We start from the raw sequence: 24646 nt of genomic DNA, 5'->3' as shown, positions 1-24646 counted from the left end.
TCGATATCCCGCCGCGCTGCTCCTTCTTCCCCATTCACTACTCCCTATTCACTACTCACTTCTCTTTCACAGCGCTTCCACGCACAGAGCGACGCCCATGCCGCCGCCGATGCACAGCGTGGCAAGGCCCTTCTTGGCGCCGCGGCGGCGCATCTCGAAAACCAGCGTGTTGAAGACGCGGGCGCCCGACGCGCCGATCGGATGGCCGATGGCGATGGCGCCGCCATTGACGTTGACGATCGACGTATCCCAGCCCATGCCCTTGTTGACGGCGCAGGCCTGCGCGGCGAAGGCTTCATTGGCCTCGACAAGGTCGAGGTCCTTGACCGACCAGCCGGCCTTCTCGAGCGCCCGCTTCGAGGCGGGAATAGGTCCGGTGCCCATGATCGCCGGATCGACGCCGGCCGTCGCCCATGAGGCGATGCGCACCAGCGGGGTGATGCCGCGCCTTGTGGCTTCAGCCTCGCTCATCAGCAGCGCGCCGGCGGCGCCGTCATTGATGCCCGACGCGTTGGCGGCGGTCACGGTGCCGTCCTTGTCGAAAGCCGGCTTCAGCTTGGACATGGCGTCGATGGTGGCGCCGTGGCGGATGTACTCGTCCTGGTCGACGACAGTGTCGCCCTTCCTGCCCTTGATCGTGAAGGCGACGATCTCGTCCTTGAACTTGCCGGCCTTCTGCGCGGCCTCGGCCTTGTTTTGCGAGGCCAGCGCAAACTGGTCCTGGTCGTCGCGGGTGATCTGGAACTGGCGGGCGACGTTCTCGGCGGTGTTGCCCATGTGGTAGCCGTTGAAGGCGTCCCACAACCCGTCCTTGATCATGGTATCGATCATCTTGTAGTCGCCCATCTTGACGCCGGCGCGCAGGTGCTCGGCGTGCGGCGACAGCGACATCGATTCCTGGCCGCCGGCGATGATCACAGTGGCGTCGCCGGCGGCGATCTGCTGCATGCCGAGCGCGATGGCGCGCAGGCCAGAGCCGCAAACCTGGTTGAGCCCCCAGGCGGTGGTCTCCTTGGGCAGGCCGGCATTGATCGACGCCTGGCGGGCGGGGTTCTGGCCCTGCGCGGCGGTCAGCACCTGGCCGAGAATGACCTCGTCGACTTCACCCGGCTCGACGCCGGCGCGCGCCAAAAGCTCCCTGATGACGACGGCGCCAAGTTCATGCGCCGGGGTGGCGGCGAAGGCGCCGTTGAAAGAGCCGACAGCCGTGCGTGCGGCGCTGGCAACGACGATTGAATTGGAAGCGGACATTTTTCTCTCCAGACTTCGAGGTGTCGTGTTCTTGGGGGCTTGTTGGGACTTTTCTTGCCCGTTCCACACCCCAAGTCAAACCGGAAATGGGCATGCCGGCCAAGCGCCGCAAGCAGGGCGCGGGCGGCCGGCGGGATCGCCCAACCTTTGCTGCGCAGCATAATTGGCCGGCCATGCAGCAATAAATGATGCCGCACTGCACAAAGCGCTTGGAATTATAGAGCTTTTGCGCATATCCTTAAAAATGGCGCAATCGTTACCGGCGGCTTACTCAGGCGCGCCGGTGTCCCGGGAGGATGCTGATGGCCGCGAAAGACGACCCTATCATTATCAAGAAATATGCCAATCGCCGGCTCTACAACACCGGCACCAGCACCTATGTCACGCTCGAGGATCTGGCCGAGATGGTCAAGAAGGGCGAGGAGTTCACCGTCCAGGACGCCAAGACCGGTGACGACATTACCCATCCGGTGCTGACGCAGATCATCTTCGAACTGGAGAACAAGGATGGGCAGAACATGCTGCCGATCCCGTTCCTGCGCCAGCTGATCGCTTTCTATGGCGACCAGATGCAGCAGATCGTGCCGAGCTTCCTCGAACAGTCGATGATGGCCTTCTCCAAGGAACAGGAGCGGTTCCGCGAGCAGATGAAGGGCGCGATCGGCAAGTCGCCGCTGGATGTGATGAAGATCGCCACGCCGATCAAGGCGCTGGAAGAGCAGACACGCCGCAACATGGAAATGTTCCAGAACGCGATGCGCCTGTTCACGCCCTTCCCGACCGCCGCCACAAACGCTGCGGCCGCGGCTGCACCCGAGCCGGCCCGCAAGGACGTCGCGGAAAAGAGCGGCGACGACCTTCAGGAACTGAAGCAACAGATCGCCGCCATGCAGCGCAAGCTCGACACCATGTCTTAAGCGACCGCCGCATGGTCGACCGCCCTCAGTTGGTCGAGGCGGCCGTCACGGGTCGATTTTCAGCTGCCACGGTTCCCAGATATCGTCGGGCTGGCCGTCGAGCGAGCGGTAGAAGGCTTTGGCCGGCGAGTTGGATTTCAGCACCGTCCATTTGATGGCGGAGGCGCCAATGCTCAAAGCGTGTTGGCGAAGCTGTTCAACAAGCGCATGGCCGACCCCCATGCCGCGCGTCGCTTCAGTGACGTAGAGTTCCTTCAGCCAGACAACCGGCTTCAGGTCGTAGGTCCAGGAGATGAGGTAGTGGACGGCGATGCCGACAATCGCGCCCTCTCGCTCCGCCACCAACACGCCGAACCGGGGCGATGGCCCCAGCCCGTGCTCGATGAGGTTCGCTTCGGTGACGCGAAGCTTGTCGTCATAACCCTCGAAGACGGCTAGCGCCCGCATGAGGGCGAGCACCGCACCGACATCCTGGCGCACGAATGGACGAATTCTAACCATCGCCTTCTGCATGCTTGCTCCAGCCGGACCATATCGCGTGGACGCTGCCGCGGCAGCCTGGCCTTGGCCTCACGCGTGCAAGACACCGGGCTCCTTGCCTGAAGCGAAAGGAAGGTCCTCGTCCTGCCAACCGGTTATGCCGCCGATCATGATCTTCACGGGACGACCGAGGCTGGCCAGCTTGAAGGCCGCCTGATCCGCGCCATTGCAATGCGGTCCCGCGCAATAGACGACGAACAGCGTCTTTTCGGGCCATTGCACCATCCGCTCGGCCGATATTTCGCGGTGGGGCAGATGCAGCGCGCCCGGCACATGGCGGCGTCCATAGGCTTCCGGCGAACCGACCACATGCAGGAGAATAAAGTCCGGCTCTCCGGCACGCACTGCGGCGGCGACGTCGGAACAGTCGGTCTCGACGGAAAGCCGGCGCAGAAAATGGTCGCGGGCGATATCCGGCGATGCCGCCGCAATGTCTGTCACGTAGCTCATCCTCGTATCTCCATTGCTGATGCGACGGAGAGATAAGACAGGAAGCAGAGCGATTGCAGCTGGCAGCTTTGCCATATATCGTCAAGATCATGCCATCCTCTGCCAATCCGCGCCCTGCCAACCCTCTTGTCGTTGCCGTTGCCTATGACGGGCTGTGCACGTTCGAGTTTGGCGTGGCGGTTGAGATCTTCGCCTTGCCCCGGCCGGAAATGGGTGAGGATTGGTACCGTTTTGCCGTTGCCGGGATCGATGGCGGTGAAATGCGCGCGCTGGGCGGCGTGCGTATTGTTGCCGACGGCGGGATCGATCTGATCGGCCAGGCCGGCACGGTGATCGTACCGGGATGGCGCGGAACGGAGGCTCCGGTGCCGCCGGCGCTGATCGAGGCGCTGCGGAAGGCGAGCGAGCGCGGCGCTCGCATTCTTTCGATCTGTTCGGGCGTGTTCGTGCTTGCCGCGGCCGGCCTGCTTGCGGGCAAAAGGGCGACCACGCACTGGCGCTACAGCGAGAAGCTGACGGAGATGTACCCCGACATCACCGTGATTCCGGACGTTTTGTACATTGATGAGGGCAATGTGCTGACATCGGCAGGCAGTGCCGCGGGCATCGATCTTTGCCTGCATCTGGTTCGGCGCGACTTCGGCACCAAGGCTGCAAACATGGTGGCGCGCCGTCTGGTGGTGCCGCCGCATCGCGACGGCGGCCAGGCGCAGTATGTCGAGAGTTCCGTACCCGAGCCACATGAGCGCAGCCGGCTTGGACCGTTGATCGACAGGATGCGCGCCGATATTTCTGCCGACTATCCCGTCGCCATCTTGGCCGAGCTTGCCGGGATGAGCGAGCGGACATTCCTGCGCCGGTTCGCGGCCGCGACCGGCGTCACGCCGTCGCGCTGGCTGCTGTCGGAACGGCTTTCGCGGGCGCGCACGCTACTGGAAGACACCGCCATGCCGATCGAACGGATTGCCGAGAACGCCGGCTTTGGCGCGGCAGGCACGCTGCGGCATCATTTTCGTCAGCAGTTCGCCACGACGCCCGTCGCGTACCGTGCGCGGTTCGGGAACACGGCCAGGTCGGCTTAAGTCACGCGTCCCTCATAGCGGCCACGCGGCCTGATGATGCTGCCGCTAATGATCTGTTCGACCATATGCGCGGCCCAGCCGACACTGCGTCCGAGCGCAAACAGCTGGAACGGTGCATCGCGCGGCAAGCCAAGGCCGCGCGTTAGTGTGGCCAGGGCGAAGTCGATGTTGGGCTGGGCACCGACCGCCGCCATGGCGGCTTTTTGCAGCTGTTGCAGCGTCTCGTCGACAGGGATGACTTCCAGAAGTGCGGTGGCACGGGGATCGCCGTCGGGATAGAGCGGATGGCCGAACGCCGGCAAGGGCCGATCATGGCCGAGCCAGCGCCGGATCGCCGCATCCGCGCCGTGGGCTGCTGCATCTTCAGCCAGTTGCATCACCGCTTCGCCGGCACCACCGTGGCGCAGGCCGGACAGCGTTGCCAGGCCGGCCAGGAGGCATGCGGCAGGCGAGGCGCCTGTGGACGCTGCGACGCGGGCGGCGAAGGTCGATGCGTTGAGTTCATGATCGGCGAGCAGGACGAGGGCGCAGCGGATCGCTTCCGCGCCGGCATCATCCACCGACCAGCCCTGCGCCAGGCGCTTATGGACAGGCGCTGTGCCGGTTCCGGCGCCCAGCGATTGCGCCAGCGCTGCTATTGTGTGCGCGGCCTCGGTGCACAGCGAGGCGGCGCTGCGTCCAAGCGAAGGCCGCCCATGGCCGGCAAGCGTGGCAAGCTGCGCAAAAGCCGAGGCGCGGCCGACTGGATGAGGCGCTTCAGGTGACGGAGCTTTGAACGTCACTGGTTCGGCCGAGGCCCACAGCAGAGCGGCGGTTTCCTCCAGCGTCGCCGATTTGGAGAGCGCAACGGCGTCTTGCCCTCGGTAGATGAGGCGCCCGTGCAGAACGGTCGAAATTGCTGTTGCGATCGAGGGTTCGCCCCAGGCGATCGCACTCTCGGCGATGGCCGAGGGACTGCGGCCCCGCGCCCGGCGGGTCGCCAATGCCGCGATGTCGTCGGCGCGGTACTGGCTGCGGCGCGGGTCGCTCTCATCCGGCCGCATGCCGATGCGGCCACGGCTGACATAGGCGTAAAGCGTCTGCGGCCGCACCTTGAGCCTTTCCAGCGCCTCTTCCCGCGACAGCCATTCGGACATTTTTAGCCCATACATTGATTATATTGATCAAGATTGATCGAGGCGCAGCCTAACCCTTATCTCCCATGCAGAAAAGCTGCAAGGAGATGAGATATGGCGAACGGGCTCGATGATGTGGTGGCGGCGGAGACCGTGCTCTCCGATGTCGATGGCCTTGGTGGCCGCCTGACGATCCGCGGTCATTCGCTGCCGGAATTGGCGGGACGCTGGCGCTATGCGCAAGTGGTTCGCCTGTTGCTCGACGGCTTCTTCGACGGCCTTCCCGGCGATGCCGAACTGGCAGCGAGGCTGGGCAAGGCTCGCGTCGAGCTGTTCGAGCGGCTTGCACCCTCGCTGCCGCTGCTCGCACCGATTGAGATCTATGGCGCCATGCGCGCCGGCATGGCGCTGCTGCCGGATGGCGAGACGCTGACGGACGCCTTGCGGCTGATCGCGGCGCCCGCCGTGCTGACGCCGGCTCTGCTGCGGCTGGCGCGTGGCGAGCAGCCGATCGCACCTGACGCGAAGGCCGATCATGCCGCCGACATGCTGAGGATGCTCGAGGGATCCGTCCCGTCGCCGGCGCTGGCAAGGGCACTCGACACCTATCTGGTCACCGTGTGCGATCACGGCCTCAACGCCTCGACCTTTGCCACCCGCGTCGTCGCATCGACGCTGGCAGGGCTGACATCGTCGGTGCTGGCCGGGCTCGGCGCGCTCAAGGGGCCGCTGCACGGCGGCGCGCCCGGCCCGGTGATCGAGATGCTCGATGCAATCCAGGCGCATGGCGACGCGGCCGGTTGGCTGCGCGAGAAGGTCGCGCATGGCGAGCGCATCATGGGTTTCGGCCATCGTATCTACCGCGTGCGCGATCCGCGCGCCGATGTACTGAAAGCCGTCGTGCGGCAGCTCGGCAGCGAGGGCGAAGCCGGCCGCCGCCTGGCCTTCGCCGAACAGGTCGAGCAGACGGCGCTCGAAGTGCTGCGGATCGCCAAGCCGCAGCGCTCGCTGCAGACCAATGTCGAGTTTTACACAGCGCTTGTGCTTGAGGCGGCTGGCTTTCCGCCACAGGCGTTCAGCAATGTCTTTGCCGCCGGACGTGTCGCCGGCTGGATCGCGCATGCGCGCGAACAGCAGACGACGGGGCGGCTGATCCGTCCACAATCGCGCTATGTCGGGCCGGTGCCGGACCTCGTGGCCTGAGGTTCCAAGTTCAGATTGTTGCGAAGAGGACCCCACCCTAGCTTGCCGGGGCGAGCCACGGGTCTCGCCCGTCCTTCGGACCCCCACAAGGGGGAGGGCAGCTGGCGCGCGCCGCCGAAACGTCGGTGGTTTGCTGAGATCAGCGTCTACCAAGTCTCCCTCCCCCTTGTGGGGAGGGATCAAGGGTGGGGGTATTCGTAGGGCGAAGACCTGGGCGTGGAGGACCATTCCCCATGACCAAAATTTCATGTGATCACGCGACCGTGTTCGTGTTCTTGCCTTGGTCATCCCTTATATGCTGCGCTGCAATATAAGTCCGCTGCAGTCGAACCCGCCCGATCCCCGGGCGGAATGAGGCAGCAGCGACCAAACCGAACAGGAACGCCATGACCAAAAACGGCAAGGCGGAGGAAACGAAGAAGATCAACATCGCGCTGCAGGGCGGCGGCTCGCACGGGGCCTTCTCCTGGGGCGTGCTCGACCGGCTGCTGGAGGATGGCAGGCTGGAGATCGCGGCGGTGTCCGGCACCAGCGCCGGCGCCATGAATGCGGTGGCGCTGGCCGATGGGTTTGTGCGCGCCGGCGTCGAGGGTGCACGGCAAAAGCTCGACGATTTCTGGCGCGCGGTGGCGGCCAAGGGCCGCTTCAGCCCGGTGCAGCGCATGCCGTGGGACGTCGCCTGGGGCAACTGGTCGATCGAGAACACGCCCGGATATTTCTTCTTCGACACCATGTCCCGAGTGTTTTCGCCCTATGTCGCCAATCCGCTGGGCTTGAACCCGCTGCGCGACGTGGTCGAGCAGGAGATCGATTTCAAAAATGTTCACGCCTGCAAGTCGATGGAGCTGTTCATTTCGGCGACCAATGTCGAGACCGGCCAGCTGCGCGTCTTTTCCGATGGCGAGATCGACCTCGACACGGTGATGGCCTCGGCCTGCCTGCCACAATTGTTCCGCGCCGTCGAGATCAAGGGCGTGCCCTATTGGGATGGCGGCTATGGCGGCAATCCGGCGCTGTTCCCGTTCTTCAAGACGGCGGCGACCGAGGATGTGCTTTTGGTGCAGATCAATCCGGTGGTGCGCGAAGGCACGCCGAGAAGCGCCAACGAAATCCAGAACCGCATCGACGAGATCACCTTCAATGCCGGGCTGCTGAACGAATTCCGCTCGATCGCCTTCGTCAAGGAGCTGATCGCCGCCGGCCGGCTGCCGCCTGGCGAATACCGCGACATCCGCATGCACCGCATCGATGCCGACGAGGCGTTCAAGGATCTGTCGGCGTCGTCCAAGGTCAATGCGGAATGGGCCTTCCTGAGCTATCTCAGAGACCTTGGCCGTATAGCGGCCAGCGACTGGCTGGAGGAGAATTACGACGCCGTCGGCAAGCGGCCGACGCTCGATCTTTCCGGCGAACTCGATGACGGCTTCAAACCGGTGCGCGGGCCGGCACCGGGACGGCGGGTGAAGGAATTTCTCGCCGCCCGCAAGAAGCCGGAGGCGGAACGCCGGCGGGCCTGAGTTTTTCGGAGCAGCGCCGGCGGCTTTCCCGATGCGGCGCAACTTCTGCGTGTGACGGTATACAAAATCATACTGACGCCTACTGCCATTCAAGTCGCGACGACGCAGGGCGCGCCCACATTTGAGCGTCAAAAACTGGTGCGGGCACAGGGGATGTCAGTGCCCAAACGCCTTGAAAACAAAGCGCCTCCAACATCCGTATGGTTCCGAGACTGTGGTTCCGCCGCCTGACGGGGCGCCGATAAAACCGTTTCCGTTGGCCACACTACGCCTGCCTTGCGCAATGCCCCTGCAACTTTTCGACTGTATTGCGATGCAACTTTGATGTAGAAGCGCGGCTTCGCCGTTCACGGCAAATTGAACACGGCCTGGCGCGCACCCATATCGGCGATGCGCCCGAGTTGGAAGACACGGTAGCTGTTAGACGACGGACACCCTGTTGGATAACGACTTGGCCGAACCCCGCAGTGGAAAAAAATGATGCCGAAGATCAGGTTTCACAAGCTTGCCGCTATTGTCGTGCTCATCGGCTTCGCCGCCTGGATGGGAACAGGCGCGTTCTCGTCCGTCGGCAGCGCCGCTGTCGAAGGCGCTGCCAAGCCGGGCGACCAGGCCAAGCCGGGCGATCAGGCCAAGGCGCCGGACGCAGCCAAGCCCCCGACCACTGGGCCTAAGGCAGCCGAGGCCGAACCGAAGGCGCCGCTGCGCACCGTCGCGGTGGTGACGCCGCCGCGCAAGACCTATGCCCGCGCCATCCGCATTTCCGGGCTGACCGAGGCCGACAAGCGCGCCGTGCTGGCGACGCGTGTCGCCGGCGTCATCGAAAAGCTGCCGGTCAAGCAGGGCGATCACGTCAAGACCGGCGATCTGGTGCTGATGCTTGCGGCGGAAGAAAAGATCTCGATGGTCGACAATGCCAAGCAGCTCGTCGTGCAGCGCCAGGCTGAACTCGAAGCGTCGCTGCGGCTCATGAAGACCGGCAATCTGCCCAAGCTGCAGCTCGACACGGCGCGTTCGAACCTGACCGCTGCGCAGTCGCAGCTGGAAACGGCGCAGGCCGAACTCGACCGCAATCTGGTCAAGGCGCCCTTCGACGGCGTCATCGACCGGGTGCCGGTGGAGCTCGGCAGTTCCGTCATGCAGGGCGGCGAGGTGGCAACCATCCTCAAGCTCGATCCGGTGATTGCGCGCGGTGAAGTCAGCGAACGCGACCTCGGCTATCTCAAGCTCGGCGACAAGGCTGCTGTGCGGCTGGTCAGCGGCCAGACCGTCGAAGGCACCGTGCGCTACATCAGCCGCGACGCCTCGTCGGCGACGCGCACCTTCCGCGTCGAGATCGCCGTCCCCAATGCCGACGGCTCGGTGCCGGCCGGCATGACGGCAGAGATTGCGCTCAGCGCGCAGCCGACCGACGCCGTCATGTTGCCGCGCTCCGTGGTGACGCTGGGCGACAAGGGAGACCTCGGCATCCGCGCCGTCGACAAGGACAACAAGGTGGTGTTCTTCCCGATCGACCTGGTCGATGACTCGCCGAAGGGCCTGGTGCTTGGCGGCATTCCCGCCGATGCCCGCGTCATCGTCGCCGGCCAGGAGCTCGTCAAGGAAGGGGACGTCGTCAAGCCGGTCGAGGCCGACCAGGCGACCATCCAGAAACTGTTGGGCGAAGCGACAACGCAGTAGCGCCGGGTGGCCCCGGGCGGGGACAACCGGCCGCCATGCGGCTCCTGAAATCTTGAGAACAGGCCATGGATATCGTCAAACTCGCGATCAACAATGCCCGGCTGACCATTGCGGTGCTGGTCTTCCTGCTGCTGGCGGGCTGGGTCGCCTATCAGTCGACACCGAAGGAAGCGGAACCCGACGTTCCTACCCCTTATGTTTATATAAATGTTGCCTATCAAGGCATCGCGCCCGAAGACGCTGAAAGACTTCTGCTTAGGCCTCTGGAGGCAAAGCTTAAGAGTCTCAAGGGGTTAAAGGAGATGAAATCATCCGCCTATCAGGGCGGTGCCTTTGTCTTCCTTGAGTTTCTGCCGTCTATAAAAGTCGACACCGCGGTGACTGATACACGCTCGAAGGTTCAGGACGCGAAGGCTGACCTTCCCCAAGCGGCAGAAGAACCGGTTGTTACCGAGGTCAACATTTCCGAGTTTCCCGTCCTGGTCGTCACGCTGTCCGGCGATGTGCCCGAGCGTGTGCTTACGGCGGCGGCGCGCGAACTGCGCGACCGCATCGAGGAAGTCCCGGGCGTTCTTGAGGGCACCATACAAGGCGCGCGCGACGATCTCGTCGAGGTCGTCATCGACCCGATGAAGCTGTCCTCCTACGGCCTGCAGCTCGACCAGTTGATCGGCGCGGTCGGCGCTTCCAACAGCCTGGTCGCCGCCGGCAATATCGAGGGTTCGGAAGGCAAATACGCGGTCAAGGTGCCGTCGCTGATCGAGACACCCGAGGATGTCGCGTCCTTGCCGGTGGTCGCCGGCCCCAATGCCGTCGTGCAGGCGAAGGACATCGCCACGGTGCGTTCGACCTTCGCCGACGCCGAGACCATCACTCGCCTCAACGGCAAGCCGGCCATCGCCATCGAAGTCAAGAAGCGCATCGGCGCCAACCTGATCGACACGCTGGCCAAGGTGCGGGAAGTGTCCGACGCCTACGTCAAGACGATGCCGGAAGGCATGAACATCACCTACACGCAGGACAAGTCTGTCTTCGTCAACCAGCTGCTGGGCGACCTGCAGAACCACGTGATGATCGCCGTCATCCTGGTGTTCATCGTCATCCTCTATGCGCTGTCGGGCCGCGCCTCGCTGCTGATCGGGCTTGCCATTCCGTCATCCTTCCTGATCGGCATCCTGCTGCTTGCGATGATGGGCTACACGATCAACATGATCGTGCTGTTCAGCCTTATCCTGGCGGTCGGCATGCTGGTCGACGACGCCATCATCGTCACCGAATTTGCCGAACGGCGCATGGGCGAAGGCATGCCGAAGGCGGAAGCCTTCACGCTGGCCGCCAAGCGCATGGCCGGTCCGGTCATCGCCGCGACCATGACCCGCATCGCGGCGTTTTCGCCGCTGCTGTTCTGGCCCGGCATCATCGGCGACTTCATGAAATACATGCCGATCACGCTGATCGTCACGCTGTCGGCCTCGATGCTTTATGCGCTGGTGTTCGCGCCGACGCTGGGCGCGCTTTTCGCCAAGGCGCCGGAGCATCACGAGGAACACAATCGCGACGGCTGGTACATGGCGCTGGTCAAACAGGCGGTGCGCTTCCCCATCACCGTGCTGGTGCTCACCGCCGTGCTGCTCACCGGCGTCGGCTTCGCCTATTCGAAATATGGCGCCGGCGTCGAGTTCTTCCCCAGCGTCGAGCCCGATTACGGCCTGCTCTATGTGCATGCCCGCGGCAATCTCTCGCTGGCCGAAATGGACACGGCGACCAGGATCGCCGAAAACCGGCTGCTTGGCTGGCCTGGCGTCAAATCGGTCTATACCCGCGTCGGCAAGACGCAGGGCGGCGGACAGGACGTGCCGGAGGACGTCGTCGGCGTCATCCAGTATGAGTTCATCGACTGGCGCGAGCGCAAATCGGCGAACAATATCCTGGATGAGCTGCGCACCGTCATGGCCGGCATTCCCGGCGTCGATGTCGAAGTGCGCGTGCCGGAGGCCGGTCCTCCCACGGGCAAGGCGGTGCAGCTGCGGCTTTCGGCCATCGACCCCAAAGGGCTCGACGACCAGGCCCGCGCGGTTGCGGCGCGCATTGCCAAGGTGCCCGGTGTCATCGACGTTTCCGACGGCCTGCCGCCGCCCGGCGTCGACTGGGCGCTCGAGGTCGACCGCGCCAAGGCGGCGCAATACGGTATCAGCCCGACCGCCGTCGGCACGGTGGTGCAACTGGTGACCAACGGGTTGAAGCTGTCCGAGTACAGGCCTGCCGGCGCCGACGATGCCGTCGACATCAGGCTGCGGCTGCCTGAAGACCGCCGCACGCTGTCGACGCTCGACGAGCTCCGGGTGCAGACTGCGCAAGGCTCGGTGCCGATCTCCAACTTCGTCGTGCGCAAGCCGGAGCCGACCGTCGGCATCCTCAACCGCATCGATGGCGCCCGCACAGTGGTCGTCCAGGCCAACGTCGCCGCCGGTAACCAGGTTGCGGCGGTGCAGGCGGAGGTGACCAAGGCGGTCACCGACATGAAGCTCGACAACGGCATACGCTGGAAGCTGGCGGGGTCGAACGAGGACAGCGCCGAAGCCAGCGCCTTCCTCGGCAAGGCCTTCGGCGCGGCGATCTTCCTGATCTTCCTGGTGCTCTTGATGCAGTTCAACAAGTTCACCAGCGTGCTTCTGGTGCTGTCCTGCGTGGTCATGGCGACGATCGGTGTGTTCCTGGGGCTGCTCCTGACCGGCGAGGCCTTCGGCATCGTCATGTCGGGCATCGGCGTCATCGCGCTGGCCGGCGTGGTGGTGAACAACAACATCGTGCTCATCGACACCTATGACCGGCTGCGCGAAGAGGGCTGGGACAAGATGGAGGCGGTGCTGCAGACCTGCCGCGAGCGCGCCCGCCCGGTGGTGCTGACGGCGGTATCGGCCATCCTCGGCGTGCTGCCGATCGCCTTTGGTCTCGGGCTGGAAATCTTCCATCACGAGACGACGATCAACGCGCCGTCGACGCAATGGTGGATTTCGCTGTCCTCGGCCATCGTCTTCGGCCTGTCCTTCGCCACGCTGCTGACGCTGGTGGTGACGCCGTCCATGCTGATGATCTTCACGCGCAGCAAGAACAGCCGCTTCTACGCGTTCTTCCGCCGGCTGTTCGGCCGCGACAAGAAGCCCGATGCGCCTATGGGGCCGAGACCGGGTCCGCTCGACGAGCCGGCAATCGCCTTCCCGAAAGCCGCGGAATAGCTGCATTCGACCAGTCAGACAAAAGGCCGTCCGGAACAACCGGGCGGCCTTTTGCATTGTCCCCTCGTATCCGACCAGCAAGGCGAGGGACTCTTAATGACCGTCAGCACCATCCTCATCATTGTCTTGATCCTGATCCTGATCGGCGCCGTACCGGCCTGGCCGCATTCGCGCTCCTGGGGCTATGGGCCATCGGGCATCGTCGGCATTGTGCTGGTGGTGCTGCTGATCCTGGTGCTGATGGGCAGGGTTTGATTGGGGCAAGAGACCTCTGCGATCAGCGGGTCCTCGCCCGATGAAGTGCTGGCAATAGGCATACGGCGGCGCCCGCCCCCACTCCGTCCGCTTCGCGGCCACCTCTCCCACATGTCCATGGGGGAGAGGAAATGCCAAGCTTTTCAAGGCAGCGATCTTGGCGATTAGCATTTCCTCTCCCCCACGAATGTGGGGGTAGAGGTGGCTGGGCGAAGCCGAGACGGAGCGGGGGAGCTCCATATGCGATTGGCCCGAAATCGAGATGACGAGCACACGCTGTGCCCCCCTTGGCCACCCCGCCCCCTTGCGTATACGCTGCCCGCACCATAATCGCCGAGGGAGCCATCAAGGTGAACACCGCCAACCCGCCAAGGCCGCTCGCCGAGATCGCCAGCTATCACGCCCACATCTACTATGACGGCCAAGCCGAGCGGCAACACGCCGAATGGCTGCGCCTGCGCATCGGCGAACGTTTTCGCGTGCGCCTGGGCAACTGGCGCGACGAGCCGGTCGGCCCGCACGAGCAGGCCATGTACCAGGTCTCCTTCGCCACCGAGATCTTCGCCACGCTGGTCCCATGGCTGATGCTGAACCACGGCGGCCTGAGCATTCTCATCCACCCCAACACCACCAACCCCAAACGCGACCATCTCGTCGATCCGATCTGGATCGGCCGGCCGCTGGGGGTGCATGGGGAGGTGCTCGGCGAGGAAGATGAGGCGGAAGAGGCGCTGGAGGTGAATACGGAGCCGACGTTGGGGGCGTAGGGAGGCGTTCTGCAAAGTAGAGACTTGGCCTTGGAGACGCGTTCACCAGTAGCCTAGCTCAGGCATGCCTCAGGTCTTTGAGCTGGCCCCAGCGGAATCCCAAAGGCAGAAATTCGAGCGTACAGGCGGACCGGCACGATCCACCCCAGAAAAGTACGCCCAGCAGTCATTAGCGATGAGTGCAATCTCCAGCCGCAGAGTCGGCGAGCTGGTGGGCATGGCGTCAAAGCAGCGGGGGTAAGGTGGTCGCGGAAGCGCTACCGCCTTTCCCCGACAGGTCGGCGGCTCGGCCCTCAACGGGATGAACGTCCGCCAAATCTTGTCGACCGGCCTGGCCGCACTGCCTGAAAACGCCAACGGCGTTTCCCTTCAATGCTTCGCATCCCTACGCCGGCGGCAATCTTGCGCAGATATGGTCGCAAACGTCACTGCGGAAGGAAGTGGCCGCGTACTTGCTACCCGCCTGTACAACATGACCAACGATCCCGGCATGAAGGACATCGTGTCCTTCCTTATTGCGCGCGACACCATGCACCCACAGCAGTGGCTCACGGCCATTGAAGACATGGGCGGACTTAACGCGTTTCTGCCGGTCCCAACTCCTTCCCGTGTGTATCAGGACGTATCCTATGCCTTCATCAATTGCTTCGTCGAAGGTATCGAACCAGCGCGGGGCCGTTGGAGGATGGACCGTCGATGGACGGCAAGGGAGAGTTCTCCCTGGTCGCCGGTACGCCGAGGCGGGGCCGCCGAATAGGCAAACATTGCAATACAGGAGGCAGCCGGCACTCGGCTCCTGCCCACGAGGGACAGGTCAACTCACTGTTGACTGGGTGCGTGCCTGACGAAGCTCTTCGTTTCGGCTGAGATAAATGCTCTCACTTACGGAACATCGCAGGTTCGTCGAAGTTGGAAAGCTACGGAGGACGTGCACATGAACAGTGTAATCTATCTTATCGGCCTTATCGTCGTCGTGCTCGCGGTCCTCTCCTTCCTCGGTTTTCACTAGGTGGCCTCATGCAGCATGAGAAGGATCAGGGTGGACAGCCCACCGATTTCGACAAGGCGAAAAGCGACGTCTCCGAAAGACTTCGCCAGGAAAATGAGCGTGCCAGCGAGTTGCTTCACGACGCGCGGGACGAGGTGACCCGTAAGGCTGGCGACTATGCATCTGAAGCCACGCAGGTCATCTCCGACAAGGCGGAGGAGGCGCAGCGCGACATCGGATCGAGCTTGGCGGCGTTGGGTGGTGCACTGCGAGCGGCCAGCGATCACCTTGCCAGCAACGATGAAAGGAACGCATCGAAGTTCGCTTTGGATGCTGCCAGTGGCCTTGAGCGGCTTTCATCGTCCTTGAAACAGAAGCCCTTTAGCCAAGTCCTTGATGACGTGCAGTCCTTCGGCCGGCAAAATCCCGGTGTCCTGCTTGCGGGATCGGTGTTGGCCGGATTGGCTCTCGGGCGGTTCATCAAGGCTTCTCCGCCGGCAAGGCCCGATTCTGAGGCCGCTCCGGGAGGCCTCAAATCACACACCGATCAGCCACAGGGTTGGTCCGCTGATCGTCCACAAGATTTTGGCGTGGTCGGCGATGATGGGGCCACGCAGATCGCGGAGCAGGACAGATGAACAACCAGGACAATCCCAGCCTTGCCGGGCTAGTCACCGATTTGGCCCAGAATGTCACCACTCTGGTGCAAACCGAGGCGAGGCTGTTTCGGGCCGAGCTCTCTGAAAAGCTTACCAAAGCCGGAGCAGGTGCCGCGGAAGTGCTGGGCGGCGCGATTTGCCTGCTCGCCGCGCTCTTGGTGTTGCTGCAGGCGCTCATTATCGCACTGACGCGAGCAGGGCTTGGCGCGGGGTGGTCTTCCCTGCTGGTCGGTGTGGTCGTGGCGGTCCTCGGCGTCATCCTGCTGCGGACGGGGACGGCCAGCATGGCGCCTTCGGAACTTACCCCCGACCGGACTCAGGGACAGCTCAAGCGCGACGCGAGCGCGATTAAGGAGCAGGTGAGATGAACGAGAAATCCGCAGCCGAACTTGAACGCGAGGCCGAGGCTGCTCGCGCTCGGGTGATGGAGACCGCCGAATCCATTCGAGGCAAGATGACGCCGGGACAATTGCTGGATGAGTTCACCGGGTTGTTCTCGGGAGGGGAGAGCGCGGCCATGCTCAGTAATCTCAGAACGCAGGTCCGAGACAATCCTTTGCCGGTCACCATGGTGGGCGCAGGTCTGGCCTGGCTGATGTTCGGCAGCGGTACCTCAAACGCCGCCCAACGTTCGGCTGGCTATCCATTGCCTTCAGCGCCGGGACGACATGATGCAGCAGGGGAGCGCGGCGGCTTGGGCGGCACGCTCTCCGACGCCGCGGAATCGCTCTCCTCGAGCGCTACCAGCGTCGGCGACACCATATCGAACGCCGCAAGAGCCGCTGCGGCGGGCCTGACGGGAAGCGCTGCCAATGCAAGCTCGACGACTGGGGACATGGCGGCGAAAGCCAGCCGCTCCGCGCAAGATCTGTTGGAGGATCAACCCTTGGCCGTAGCGGCCGTCGGTCTCGCCATCGGCGCCGCTATAGGTGCAATGCTGCCCCATACCGCAACGGAGGACGAGCAACTAGGCGCCTATGGCGACAAGCTTCGCGATTCCGCCGAAACTTTGCTCAATAGGGGCCTCGATGAGGCCAAGCAGGTCGCCGCCGACGCCTATGAGACCATCAAGCAGGAAGCTGGCCGGCAAGATATGGAAGCAGACACGATAGCCGATCAGCTCGGCGAGATCGTGAAGTCCACAGCAGACAAGACCGAGCATGCCGTGCGCGAACGTATTTCCGATACGTCTCAGCGCCAAACCTAGCTTGATGATCCTGGATCAACGATAGCCGGCCTCTCCAGAAAGGGGCCGGTGTTGTCCGTCAAACGGTGACCCGCTCGAGTCACTTCAGAGCGGTGTGCGGACTGATGTCCCTTGCCGATAGTAATCCAGCGGATCAGGTTCTCTGGATTGTTGGCCAACCCGCCGCCGATAAGACGCGGTCAGCAAAACTGGTATCTAGGCGAGGACCGACCTGCACTTGAAGGTCGCAGACCGAGGATGCCGGTCCGCTCTGGGACGTAGGGCGACACCCCACTTCACCCCCCAGCCAGCCGCGGCAGCAGGAAAATCTCGGCCCCCGGCGGCAGTTCCTTCGACCACGTATCGCGATAGATCGTCCCGTCGATCGCCACCGCGATGCCCTTCTCGATCCAGGGCTCGATGCCGGGATACTGTTCAGCCAGTTTCCTGAACAGCTCCCTGATGTCCTTGGCCTCGACCTCGACCTTGCTCTGGCCGCCGGCGAGCTGGCCCAGCGCGCCCCAGAGCGTCACTTCGACCACTAGGGCAAGAACCTCATTTTTGCCCTAGCCTCCCCGTTCCGCCTCGATCGCGGCGAGGACCCTTGGCGGCGACATCGGGATGTGGGTCATGCGCACGCCGGCTGCGTTGGAGACGGCATTGGCGATCGCCGCCAGCGGCGGCACGATCGAGGTTTCGCCGACGCCGCGCACGCCATAGGGGTGGTTGGGATTGGGTATCTCGAGGATCTGCGTGTCGATCATCGGCAGGTCCGAGCAGACCGGGATGCGGTAGTCGAGGAAGCCGGCGTTCTGGAGACGCCCATCCTTTCCGTAGATGTACTCCTCGTTGAGCGCCCAGCCGATGCCTTGCGCCGCACCGCCCTGGTACTGGCCCTCGACATAGGTGGGGTGCACCGCCTTGCCGGCATCCTGGATCACCGTGTAGCGGATCACCCTGGTCGAGCCGGTATCGGGGTCGACCTCGATGTCGCATATATGGGTGGCGAAGGAGACGCCGGCGCCGTCGGCGACGAGCTCGCTGTGGCCGGCGATCGGCCCGCCGGTCTTGCCGGAAGCGGCGGCGATCTCCTTCAGCGACAGGGCTGCAAGGTTGCCGTATTTCTCGCCCTTGGCGATGGCGTGGCCGTTTTCCCAGACCACGTCGTCGACGGGGATGTCCCACGTCTGGGCGGCGCGCTCACGCAGGATCTTGATGGCGTTGCGGGCGGCCGAGATGGTCGCCATCGAGGACGAGAAGGTGCCGCGGCTGCCGTCGGTCATGTCGTTGTAGCCAAGCGAGGACGTGTCGGCGACCACCGCCTTGAGCTGGGCATAGTCGATGCCGAGCTCCTCCGCCGCCACCAGCGACAGCGACGCGCGCGAACCGCCGACATCCACCGTGCCGACGGCCAGCGACACCGAGCCGTCCATGCCGATGTTCAGGTCCACGCAGGTCTGGCCGCCGAAATTGAACCAGAAGCCGCAGGCCATGCCGCGGCCCTGGTTCTTGCTCAGCGGCGCCTTCATGTGCGGATGGTGCTTGGCCGCCTCCAGCGTCGGGCCGATGCCGATCGGGCCGTAGACCGGACCGTAGGAGGAGCGGGTGCCTTCCTGCGCGGCGTTCTTGATGCGGAACTCGACCGGGTCCATGCCGAGTTCCTTGGCCAGCTCGTCGACGGCACTTTCCACCGCGAACGCCGCCATCGGCGCGGAAGGCGCGCGATAGGCCGCGGTCTTTGGCCGGTTGACCAGCACTTCGAAGCCGACCGTCTGGACGTTGTCGAGCTTGTAGCAGGCGAAGGCCGTCATGGCGCCGATCTCGGCCCAGGTGCCGGCATAGGGGCCGCTGGTGTAGCGCAGCGTCGCCTCGGCGGCGGTGATGGTGCCGTCCTTGCGGGCGCCGATCTTCACGTCGATCGAGGTGGCACTGGTCGGACCGGAGGCGCGGAACACCTCGTCGCGGGTCATCACCAGCTTCACGGGCCGTCCCGCCTTGCGCGACAGCGCCAGCGCCACCGGCTCGGCCCAGACATGGGTCTTGCCGCCGAAGCCGCCGCCGATCTCCGAGGAGGTGACGCGCAGCTTCGAGGCTTCCAGCCCGAGCAGTTGCGCACAATGCTGGCGGTAGACGAAATGGCCCTGCGTGCAGACCCAGAGGTCGGCGGTGCCGTCGGACGAGACGCTCGCCACGCAGGCATGCGGCTCGATATAGCCCTGATGCGTCTGCTCGGTCTTGAAGGAACGCTCGACGATGACATCGGCGTGCCCAAAGCCCTGATGGACATCGCCATGGCCGAACTGGCTGCGCTTGGTGACGTTGGACGGCTTTGCCGGCTTTTCCTCGAGACCCTCGGTGAAGATCGTGTCGTTGATCAACGGCGCGGTGTGCTTCATCGCCTCGTCGACATCGGTCACATGCGGCAACAGCTCGTACTCGACCTCGATGAGCTTCAGCGCCTGCCTTGCCGTGCGGGCATCGACGGCGGCGACCGCGGCCACGGCGTGGCCGTCATAGAGAGCCTTGCCGCGCGCCATGCAATTGTCGAGGACGTCGTACATGGCGGCATCGCCATCGGTGAGATCGGGCAGGTCGGCGGCGGTGATCACCGCTTTCACGCCGGCCAGCTTTTCCGCTTTCGAAGTGTCGATCTTGAGGATCCTGGCATGCGCATGCCGGCTGCGCAGGACACGCCCGACCAGCTGTCCCGCCATGTTGAAGTCGGCGCCGTAACGGGCGCGTCCCGTCACCTTGTCGACGCCGTCGGGACGGATAGGCCGCGTGCCGACGGAGGAGAATTTGCGGCCCGAAAAGCGTGGATCGAAGTTCATGCGTGCGCTCCCTTCATCACATTGGCCGCATCCTGGACCGCGCGCACGATCTTGTCGTAGCCGGTGCAGCGGCAGAGGTTTCCGGCGAGGCCGAAGCGGATTTCTTCCTCGGTCGGATCGGGGTTCTTGGCCAAAAGGTCCTTCGCCGCGATCAGGAAGCCCGGCGTGCAGATGCCGCATTGCAAGGCTGCATGCTCGAGGAATTTCTGCTGCAGCGGATGCAACTGATCGCCATGCGCCATGCCCTCGACGGTTTCGATATGCCGGCCTTCGGCTTCAGCGCCAAGCACAAGGCAGGAGCAGACCAGCCGATTGTCGAGAATGATCGAGCAGGCGCCGCAGTCGCCGGTGCCGCAGCCTTCCTTGGCGCCGGTCAGCCCGAGCCGATCGCGCAGGACGTCGAGCAACGTCTCGTCGGGCTGGCAAAGGTATTCGACGTGATCGCCGTTGATTGTCGTTGAAACTGCTACACCGGCCATCATTTGCCTCCTGCGCGTGCGTAGGCGGTCGTCGCGGCCCGTCCGGCCAGCACGCCCGCAACTTTTCGTCTGAACTCGATGGTGCCGCGCTTGTCGTCGATGGGGCGGCAGGCCCCAGCGCAGATCTTGGCGAGCCGCTCAAGTGCCGCCTCGTCCAGCTTCCTGCCGATGAGAGCCTCGGCTGCTTCTTCCACCAGAAGCACGGTCGGGGCCGCGGCGCCCAGCGCGACGCGCGCGGCCGTGATGACGCCATGCTCGTCGAGCGACAGCTTCACGCCGGCGCTGACCACGGCGATGTCCATCTCGGTGCGCGGAATGAACCTGAGATAGGCGTCGCCCGAACGCGGCTCCCGCTTGCCGAGCAGGATCGCCTCGACGATCTCACCCTTGGTGAGCGAGGTCTTGCCGGGCCCGATCGGCACGGCCTCGACAGGAATGGTGCGCTTGCCCGAGGGACCGGCAACCACGGCCTTTGCGGCGGCGGCCACCAAGGCCGGGACGCTGTCGGCGGCCGGCGAGGCGTTGCACAGATTGCCAACGATGGTGCAGCGGCCCTGGACCTGCTTGGAGCCGATCAGCTTCGCCGCTTCGACGACACCGGGCCAGGCCTTCTTCAGAACCGCGCTCTCGCCCAGGACGGCGCAGGGGACGGTGGCGCCGATGCTGAAGCCGTCGGCCGTCTCCCTGATCTCGCTCAAGCCCTCGATCGCCTTGATGTCGACGATCAGGTCGGGATCGACAAACCCGCCCTTCATCCGAACGAGGAGGTCACTGCCTCCAGCGAGAATGGCTGATGTGCCGGAAGCGTCGGCCAGCAGGCCAACGGCGTCTTCGATTGAAAGCGGACGTATGTAACGCATCGTCTCCCCTTGGTGATGGTGATCTCGCCGACCGTTATAAACAGTCTCCTCATAATGACCATCCGGTTGCTGATTTCCAGCGATTGGGCCAGCACTGCGAGAGAGATTTTTGTCTAAAGTCTTTGTTTTGATGCATGTCGTTGTCCCAGAACCGCGCACACTTCTGGGCGACATGCATTTAAGCGGCGTCTTTTGCATTGTCGAGGCTGATGCCGATGTCCTTCAAGGCCTCGGCCACGGCCTCGTCCAGCGGCGTGTGCGGGACTTCGCCGATGATGCCTGCCAGCCGGTCGGACACGAGCCGGTGCGGTTCGAAGCGCAGATAGGACATCGAGACGATCTCGCGCCACATCGCCACGAACGGGCTGCCGGCGCGCAGCACCCACCAAGGCATGAAGGTCAGTTTCAGCGGACGGCCCAGCGCCTTCTCGGCCGCGGCCTTGATGTCCATGTCGGTGACGGCGTGGCCGGGGAAGTTGAGCGCCTCAAAGAAGCCGAGCTTGCCCTGATTGCGCGCCAGGCCGACGAAGCCGATGGCGAAGTCCGGCAAATAGGCCCATTCGTGCACGAGGTTGGCAGGGCCAGGCGCGGTGTAGACGCCCCTGCTCATCTTAGCGGCGACGACGAGGTCGAACCATGATCCGCTGCCGGTGCCGCCGAAGAAATCGCCGGCGCGCAGGATGATGGTGCGGACGCGGCCGGCATCGGCCTCGCGGCGAAACAGCGCTTCCATGGCGCAGCGGATGCGGCCCTTCTCGGTGGTCGGACGGAATGGCGTGTCTTCGGTGACCACCTCAGGCATCGGCGAGCCGTAATTGTAGACAGTGCCGGGGAAAAGATGCAGCGCGCCATTGGCATGGCAGGCGGCCATGACGTTCTCCGCCATCGGCAGACACTTGCCCCAGTCGGTGTAGATCGGGTTGAGGCCGTTGAAGATGATGTCGACGCCTTGCGTGGCGCGGATCAGCGCCTCGCGGTCGAGCGCATCGCCGGCGACGGCGGTGGCGCCCTTGAGTTCGGCTGGGACCTTGCCGCTGCGGGTGACGGCGCGGACGTCGAAACCGGCGTCGATGAAGGCCTTGCCAACCACGCGGCCGAGCCGGCCATTGGCCCCCAGAATTGCGATCTTGGTCATTTTCTTCTCCGTGTTTGTGTTTGCACGGCGAATATGATGCCTCCATATGCGAATGAAAATTGACTAGGGATGCAGCTTTGTTATTCATAATTGAATGGAAGATATCGACTGGAACCTGATCAAGAGTTTCGTCACCGTGGCGGAGACCGGCAGCCTGTCGGCCGCGGCGCGCAAACTGTCGGCCAGCCAACCGACGCTCGGGCGTCACATCGGTGAGCTCGAACAGGCGTTGGGCGTCACCTTGTTCCGGCGCGGGCGGCGCGGCTATGCGCTGACGGAAGCAGGCGCCACGCTGTTCGAACGCGGCAGAGCGGTGAGCGAGCAGGCGAGCGCGTTCTCACTATTGGCATTGGGCTCGGTCGAGGCGATCGAAGGCACGGTGCGCATTGCGGCCAGCGAGGTGGTGGCGGCCTATGTGCTGCCGAGGATGACGGCGCGGCTCGGCATCGAGGAGCCCGGCATCGAGGTCGAGATCGTCGCCTCGAACCAGGTCGAGAACCTGCTGCGAAGGGATGCCGATATCGCCATCCGCATGGTCAAGCCGGCGCAGAACGAGCTGACGGCGCGCAAGGTCTGCGATATCAAGCTCTGCTGCTGCGCGGCGAAATCCTATCTCGACACGTACGGCCGCCCGCTCAAGCCCGCCGACCTTCTCGACCACCCGCTGATCGGCTTCGACCGCAGCGACGAGATGATCCGGGGCTTTACGCAAGTCGGCATCCCCGTCACCCGAAGCAGCTTCCGCTTCAGGGCCGACAACCAGATCGTTCTGTGGGAAGCGCTGCGGGCGGGAAACGGCGTCGGTCTTGGCCAGGAGCCGCTGGCGGACAGCGACCCGTCGCTGGAGAAACTGCTGCCCGGCCTGCCATTGCCCAGCCTGCCGGTGTGGCTGGCCATGCATCGCGACGTGCGCACCAGCGTGCGCATCCGCCGCGTCGCGGATTTCCTGTACGAGGAGCTGAAGCGCTATTCGGCGGGGGCGGCCGCGAATTCGGCGCGGTGAGCGAGCCCGGCCATCGACAGCACGACGATCAGCAGCGCCGACATGGCGACGAAAATCGGGCCGAAGCTCGAACGCTCGGCAACGAAGCCGATCGCCGACGGGGCCACCAATATACCGGAATAGCCCATGGTGGTGACGACGCTCATGCCGGTGCCCGACGACATGCCTTCCTGATTGCCGCCGGCCGAGAAGATGATCGGCACCATGTTGGCGATGCCGAAGCCGCAGAGGGCAAAAGCCGCGATGGCGATCCAGGGCGAAGGCGACAGGCCGGCGACCAGCATGCCGGCGGCGGCGACGACGGCAGAGCCGCGCAGCGTGGCCACCGCGCCGAAGCGGTTGCGCACGCCGTCGCCGAAAAAGCGCATGACAGCCATGACGCCGGAGAAGGCGGCGTAGGCAAGGCCGGCGATGGCGAGGTCGGCGCCGAGCTCCTGCCGGAGATAAAGCGCTGCCCAGTCGAGCACGGCGCCCTCGGAAATCATCGTCAGCAGCGCCATCAGCCCGACAAGATAGACCAGCGGGTTGGCCGGCAGCGTTAATCTGTGATGCTCGGCGGCCTGCGGCTTGTCCTCGGCGATGAGGTAGCCGACCGCCACGGCTATGGTGGCAAAAGCAATGACCGTGACTACAGCCGCATGGGCGAGGTGGCCGTAAGTCTGGATGGCGTAACCGCCCAGACCGCCACCGGCGAAACCGCCGAGGCTCCAGAAGCCGTGCGAGGACGACATGATGGCGCGGGACAGCCGGCGCTCGACCACCACCGCATTGGCGTTCATCGCGACATCCATGCCGCCGATCGAGCCGCCGAAGATGATCATGGCGATCGCCGCCAGCGGGACGTTGGGCGCCAGCGCCACGATCAGCAGGCCGAGGCTGCCGCACAGGCCGAACCAGCGCAACACGGTGCGCGAGCCATGCCTGGAGATCAGATGGCCGCACCAGCTCATGGCCGCGACCGCGCCGACGCCGAACAGAAGGATCAGCAGGCCGAGGGTGAATTTCGAGATGTCGAGCCGGGTCAGGAACACCGGAATCTGCGGCGCCCAGCTGCCGGTCAGGAAGCCGTTGGCGAGGAAGATCGCGGCTACGGCCCATCGCTCGCGAATGGCGCTCTGCATGGTGTTTTGCGCGTTCATGGCCCGAATCCGGTCAAAGAATGGCTTTGCGCGGCAAATTAGATCGATTCAATTTCTCGTCAAGCGCTTGGCTGCGAAAAGCTTGTGGGCCACATCTAAGGGGAACCGTTAGGCAGCGTTCCTTCGCGCCCCCCTCTGTCCTGCCGGACATCTCCCCCACAAGTGGGAGGTTGGCGGCTTCGGCGCCTCGCTTATTCTTGCACCGCTGGCGATTGGCTAGAGCCTGCGTGACGGCCAATCTCCCCCCAAGTGGGCATAGGCGCTAAGATAGGTATTGCCCTGCGGAATCGGGTGTGATTCTACACTGCGATGACACACGAATCGCTTGTTGATGACGGCTGGGCCGAGACTAT

23 protein-coding genes are annotated in these 24646 nt (G+C 64.2%); 13 read left to right on the top strand and 10 right to left on the bottom strand.

Annotation, left to right across the window (positions count from 1 at the left end; genetic code table 11):
• Positions 1-66: 66 nt before the first annotated feature.
• Positions 67-1251 (bottom strand): acetyl-CoA C-acetyltransferase, encoded by a 1185-nt coding sequence (locus tag NKJ57_RS19470; RefSeq protein ID WP_023673832.1) that lies wholly within the window; start codon positions 1249-1251, stop codon positions 67-69.
• Positions 1252-1553: 302 nt separating this feature from the next.
• Here NKJ57_RS19470 and phaR point away from each other — a divergent pair, with 302 nt between their 5' ends.
• Positions 1554-2168 (top strand): polyhydroxyalkanoate synthesis repressor PhaR, encoded by a 615-nt coding sequence (phaR, locus tag NKJ57_RS19465; RefSeq protein WP_023731809.1) that lies wholly within the window; start codon positions 1554-1556, stop codon positions 2166-2168.
• 45 nt (positions 2169-2213) lie between these two features.
• Here the strand turns inward: phaR and NKJ57_RS19460 are convergent, their stop codons facing one another.
• On the bottom strand, positions 2214-2681 hold the full coding sequence (locus NKJ57_RS19460; RefSeq protein ID WP_352512234.1) for a GNAT family N-acetyltransferase: 468 nt from the start codon (positions 2679-2681) through the stop codon (positions 2214-2216).
• A 57-nt stretch (positions 2682-2738) separates the two neighbouring features.
• Positions 2739-3158, bottom strand: a complete 420-nt coding sequence (locus NKJ57_RS19455) for a rhodanese-like domain-containing protein (protein ID WP_352512236.1) — start codon at positions 3156-3158, stop codon at positions 2739-2741.
• A gap of 89 nt (positions 3159-3247) precedes the next feature.
• Here NKJ57_RS19455 and ftrA point away from each other — a divergent pair, with 89 nt between their 5' ends.
• Entirely contained in the window at positions 3248-4240 is a 993-nt protein-coding gene (gene ftrA / locus NKJ57_RS19450; RefSeq protein ID WP_352512250.1) for a transcriptional regulator FtrA, read from the top strand.
• Here ftrA and NKJ57_RS19445 read toward each other — a convergent pair.
• A complete protein-coding gene (locus NKJ57_RS19445) occupies positions 4237-5376 on the bottom strand; it encodes a citrate/2-methylcitrate synthase (protein WP_352512238.1) in 1140 nt (379 codons plus the stop codon). The two genes, ftrA and NKJ57_RS19445, sit on opposite strands and share 4 nt — an antisense overlap.
• A 93-nt stretch (positions 5377-5469) precedes the next feature.
• On the opposite strand from NKJ57_RS19445, the gene NKJ57_RS19440 reads away from it, so the two are divergent.
• The 10 genes from NKJ57_RS19440 (at position 5470) to NKJ57_RS19395 (ending at position 16867) form a co-directional block, all read left to right on the top strand.
• Positions 5470-6558 carry a citrate synthase/methylcitrate synthase gene (locus NKJ57_RS19440; protein ID WP_023702794.1) on the top strand — a complete coding sequence of 363 codons (1089 nt, stop codon included), beginning with the start codon at positions 5470-5472 and terminating at the stop codon, positions 6556-6558.
• A 386-nt stretch (positions 6559-6944) separates the two neighbouring features.
• Entirely contained in the window at positions 6945-8075 is a 1131-nt protein-coding gene (locus tag NKJ57_RS19435) for a patatin-like phospholipase family protein (protein ID WP_023715056.1), read from the top strand.
• A 480-nt stretch (positions 8076-8555) separates the two neighbouring features.
• Positions 8556-9755 (top strand): efflux RND transporter periplasmic adaptor subunit, encoded by a 1200-nt coding sequence (locus NKJ57_RS19430; protein ID WP_027050802.1) that lies wholly within the window; start codon positions 8556-8558, stop codon positions 9753-9755.
• 65 nt (positions 9756-9820) lie between these two features.
• On the top strand, positions 9821-12991 hold the full coding sequence (locus tag NKJ57_RS19425) for an efflux RND transporter permease subunit (RefSeq protein WP_023693625.1): 3171 nt from the start codon (positions 9821-9823) through the stop codon (positions 12989-12991).
• A gap of 96 nt (positions 12992-13087) precedes the next feature.
• On the top strand, positions 13088-13246 hold the full coding sequence (locus tag NKJ57_RS19420) for a DUF3309 family protein (RefSeq protein WP_023673853.1): 159 nt from the start codon (positions 13088-13090) through the stop codon (positions 13244-13246).
• A 350-nt stretch (positions 13247-13596) separates the two neighbouring features.
• Positions 13597-14013, top strand: a complete 417-nt coding sequence (locus NKJ57_RS19415) for a DOPA 4,5-dioxygenase family protein (RefSeq protein ID WP_023690511.1) — start codon at positions 13597-13599, stop codon at positions 14011-14013.
• A 301-nt stretch (positions 14014-14314) separates the two neighbouring features.
• Positions 14315-14770, top strand: a complete 456-nt coding sequence (locus NKJ57_RS19410) for a manganese catalase family protein (protein ID WP_081725537.1) — start codon at positions 14315-14317, stop codon at positions 14768-14770.
• A 260-nt stretch (positions 14771-15030) separates the two neighbouring features.
• The gene (locus tag NKJ57_RS19405) at positions 15031-15639 is read left to right on the top strand and encodes a hypothetical protein (RefSeq protein WP_023693627.1); all 609 of its coding nucleotides are present in this window, start codon (positions 15031-15033) and stop codon (positions 15637-15639) included.
• Positions 15636-16028: a phage holin family protein gene (locus NKJ57_RS19400; RefSeq protein ID WP_023693628.1), complete on the top strand. Its 393-nt coding sequence runs from the start codon at positions 15636-15638 to the stop codon at positions 16026-16028. The genes NKJ57_RS19405 and NKJ57_RS19400 overlap by 4 nt, the downstream gene beginning before the upstream one ends.
• Entirely contained in the window at positions 16025-16867 is an 843-nt protein-coding gene (locus tag NKJ57_RS19395; RefSeq protein ID WP_352512241.1) for a hypothetical protein, read from the top strand. The genes NKJ57_RS19400 and NKJ57_RS19395 overlap by 4 nt, the downstream gene beginning before the upstream one ends.
• A gap of 275 nt (positions 16868-17142) precedes the next feature.
• Here NKJ57_RS19395 and NKJ57_RS19390 read toward each other — a convergent pair whose 3' ends face one another.
• The 5 genes from NKJ57_RS19390 to NKJ57_RS19370 all read right to left on the bottom strand — a co-directional run bounded on the left by NKJ57_RS19390 (position 17143) and on the right by NKJ57_RS19370 (position 22151).
• Positions 17143-17388 (bottom strand): MoaD/ThiS family protein, encoded by a 246-nt coding sequence (locus NKJ57_RS19390; RefSeq protein ID WP_023684042.1) that lies wholly within the window; start codon positions 17386-17388, stop codon positions 17143-17145.
• A 24-nt stretch (positions 17389-17412) separates the two neighbouring features.
• Positions 17413-19677 carry a xanthine dehydrogenase family protein molybdopterin-binding subunit gene (locus NKJ57_RS19385; RefSeq protein ID WP_352512242.1) on the bottom strand — a complete coding sequence of 755 codons (2265 nt, stop codon included), beginning with the start codon at positions 19675-19677 and terminating at the stop codon, positions 17413-17415.
• Positions 19674-20156: a (2Fe-2S)-binding protein gene (locus NKJ57_RS19380; protein WP_023684040.1), complete on the bottom strand. Its 483-nt coding sequence runs from the start codon at positions 20154-20156 to the stop codon at positions 19674-19676. The genes NKJ57_RS19385 and NKJ57_RS19380 overlap by 4 nt, the downstream gene beginning before the upstream one ends.
• Positions 20156-21016 (bottom strand): FAD binding domain-containing protein, encoded by an 861-nt coding sequence (locus tag NKJ57_RS19375; RefSeq protein ID WP_352512243.1) that lies wholly within the window; start codon positions 21014-21016, stop codon positions 20156-20158. The genes NKJ57_RS19380 and NKJ57_RS19375 overlap by 1 nt, the downstream gene beginning before the upstream one ends.
• 178 nt (positions 21017-21194) lie before the next feature.
• Entirely contained in the window at positions 21195-22151 is a 957-nt protein-coding gene (locus NKJ57_RS19370; protein WP_352512244.1) for an SDR family oxidoreductase, read from the bottom strand.
• 94 nt (positions 22152-22245) lie between these two features.
• On the opposite strand from NKJ57_RS19370, the gene NKJ57_RS19365 reads away from it, so the two are divergent.
• Positions 22246-23154 carry a LysR family transcriptional regulator gene (locus tag NKJ57_RS19365; protein WP_352512245.1) on the top strand — a complete coding sequence of 303 codons (909 nt, stop codon included), beginning with the start codon at positions 22246-22248 and terminating at the stop codon, positions 23152-23154.
• On the opposite strand, the gene NKJ57_RS19360 is transcribed toward NKJ57_RS19365, so the two are convergent.
• Positions 23118-24293, bottom strand: a complete 1176-nt coding sequence (locus NKJ57_RS19360) for an MFS transporter (protein WP_352512246.1) — start codon at positions 24291-24293, stop codon at positions 23118-23120. The two genes, NKJ57_RS19365 and NKJ57_RS19360, sit on opposite strands and share 37 nt — an antisense overlap.
• Positions 24294-24646 lie beyond the last annotated feature (353 nt).

The organism is Mesorhizobium sp. M0077 (assembly GCF_040322955.1).
Classification (GTDB): Bacteria; Pseudomonadota; Alphaproteobacteria; order Rhizobiales; family Rhizobiaceae; genus Mesorhizobium.
This window is presented reverse-complemented; position numbering and strand designations above follow the sequence as displayed.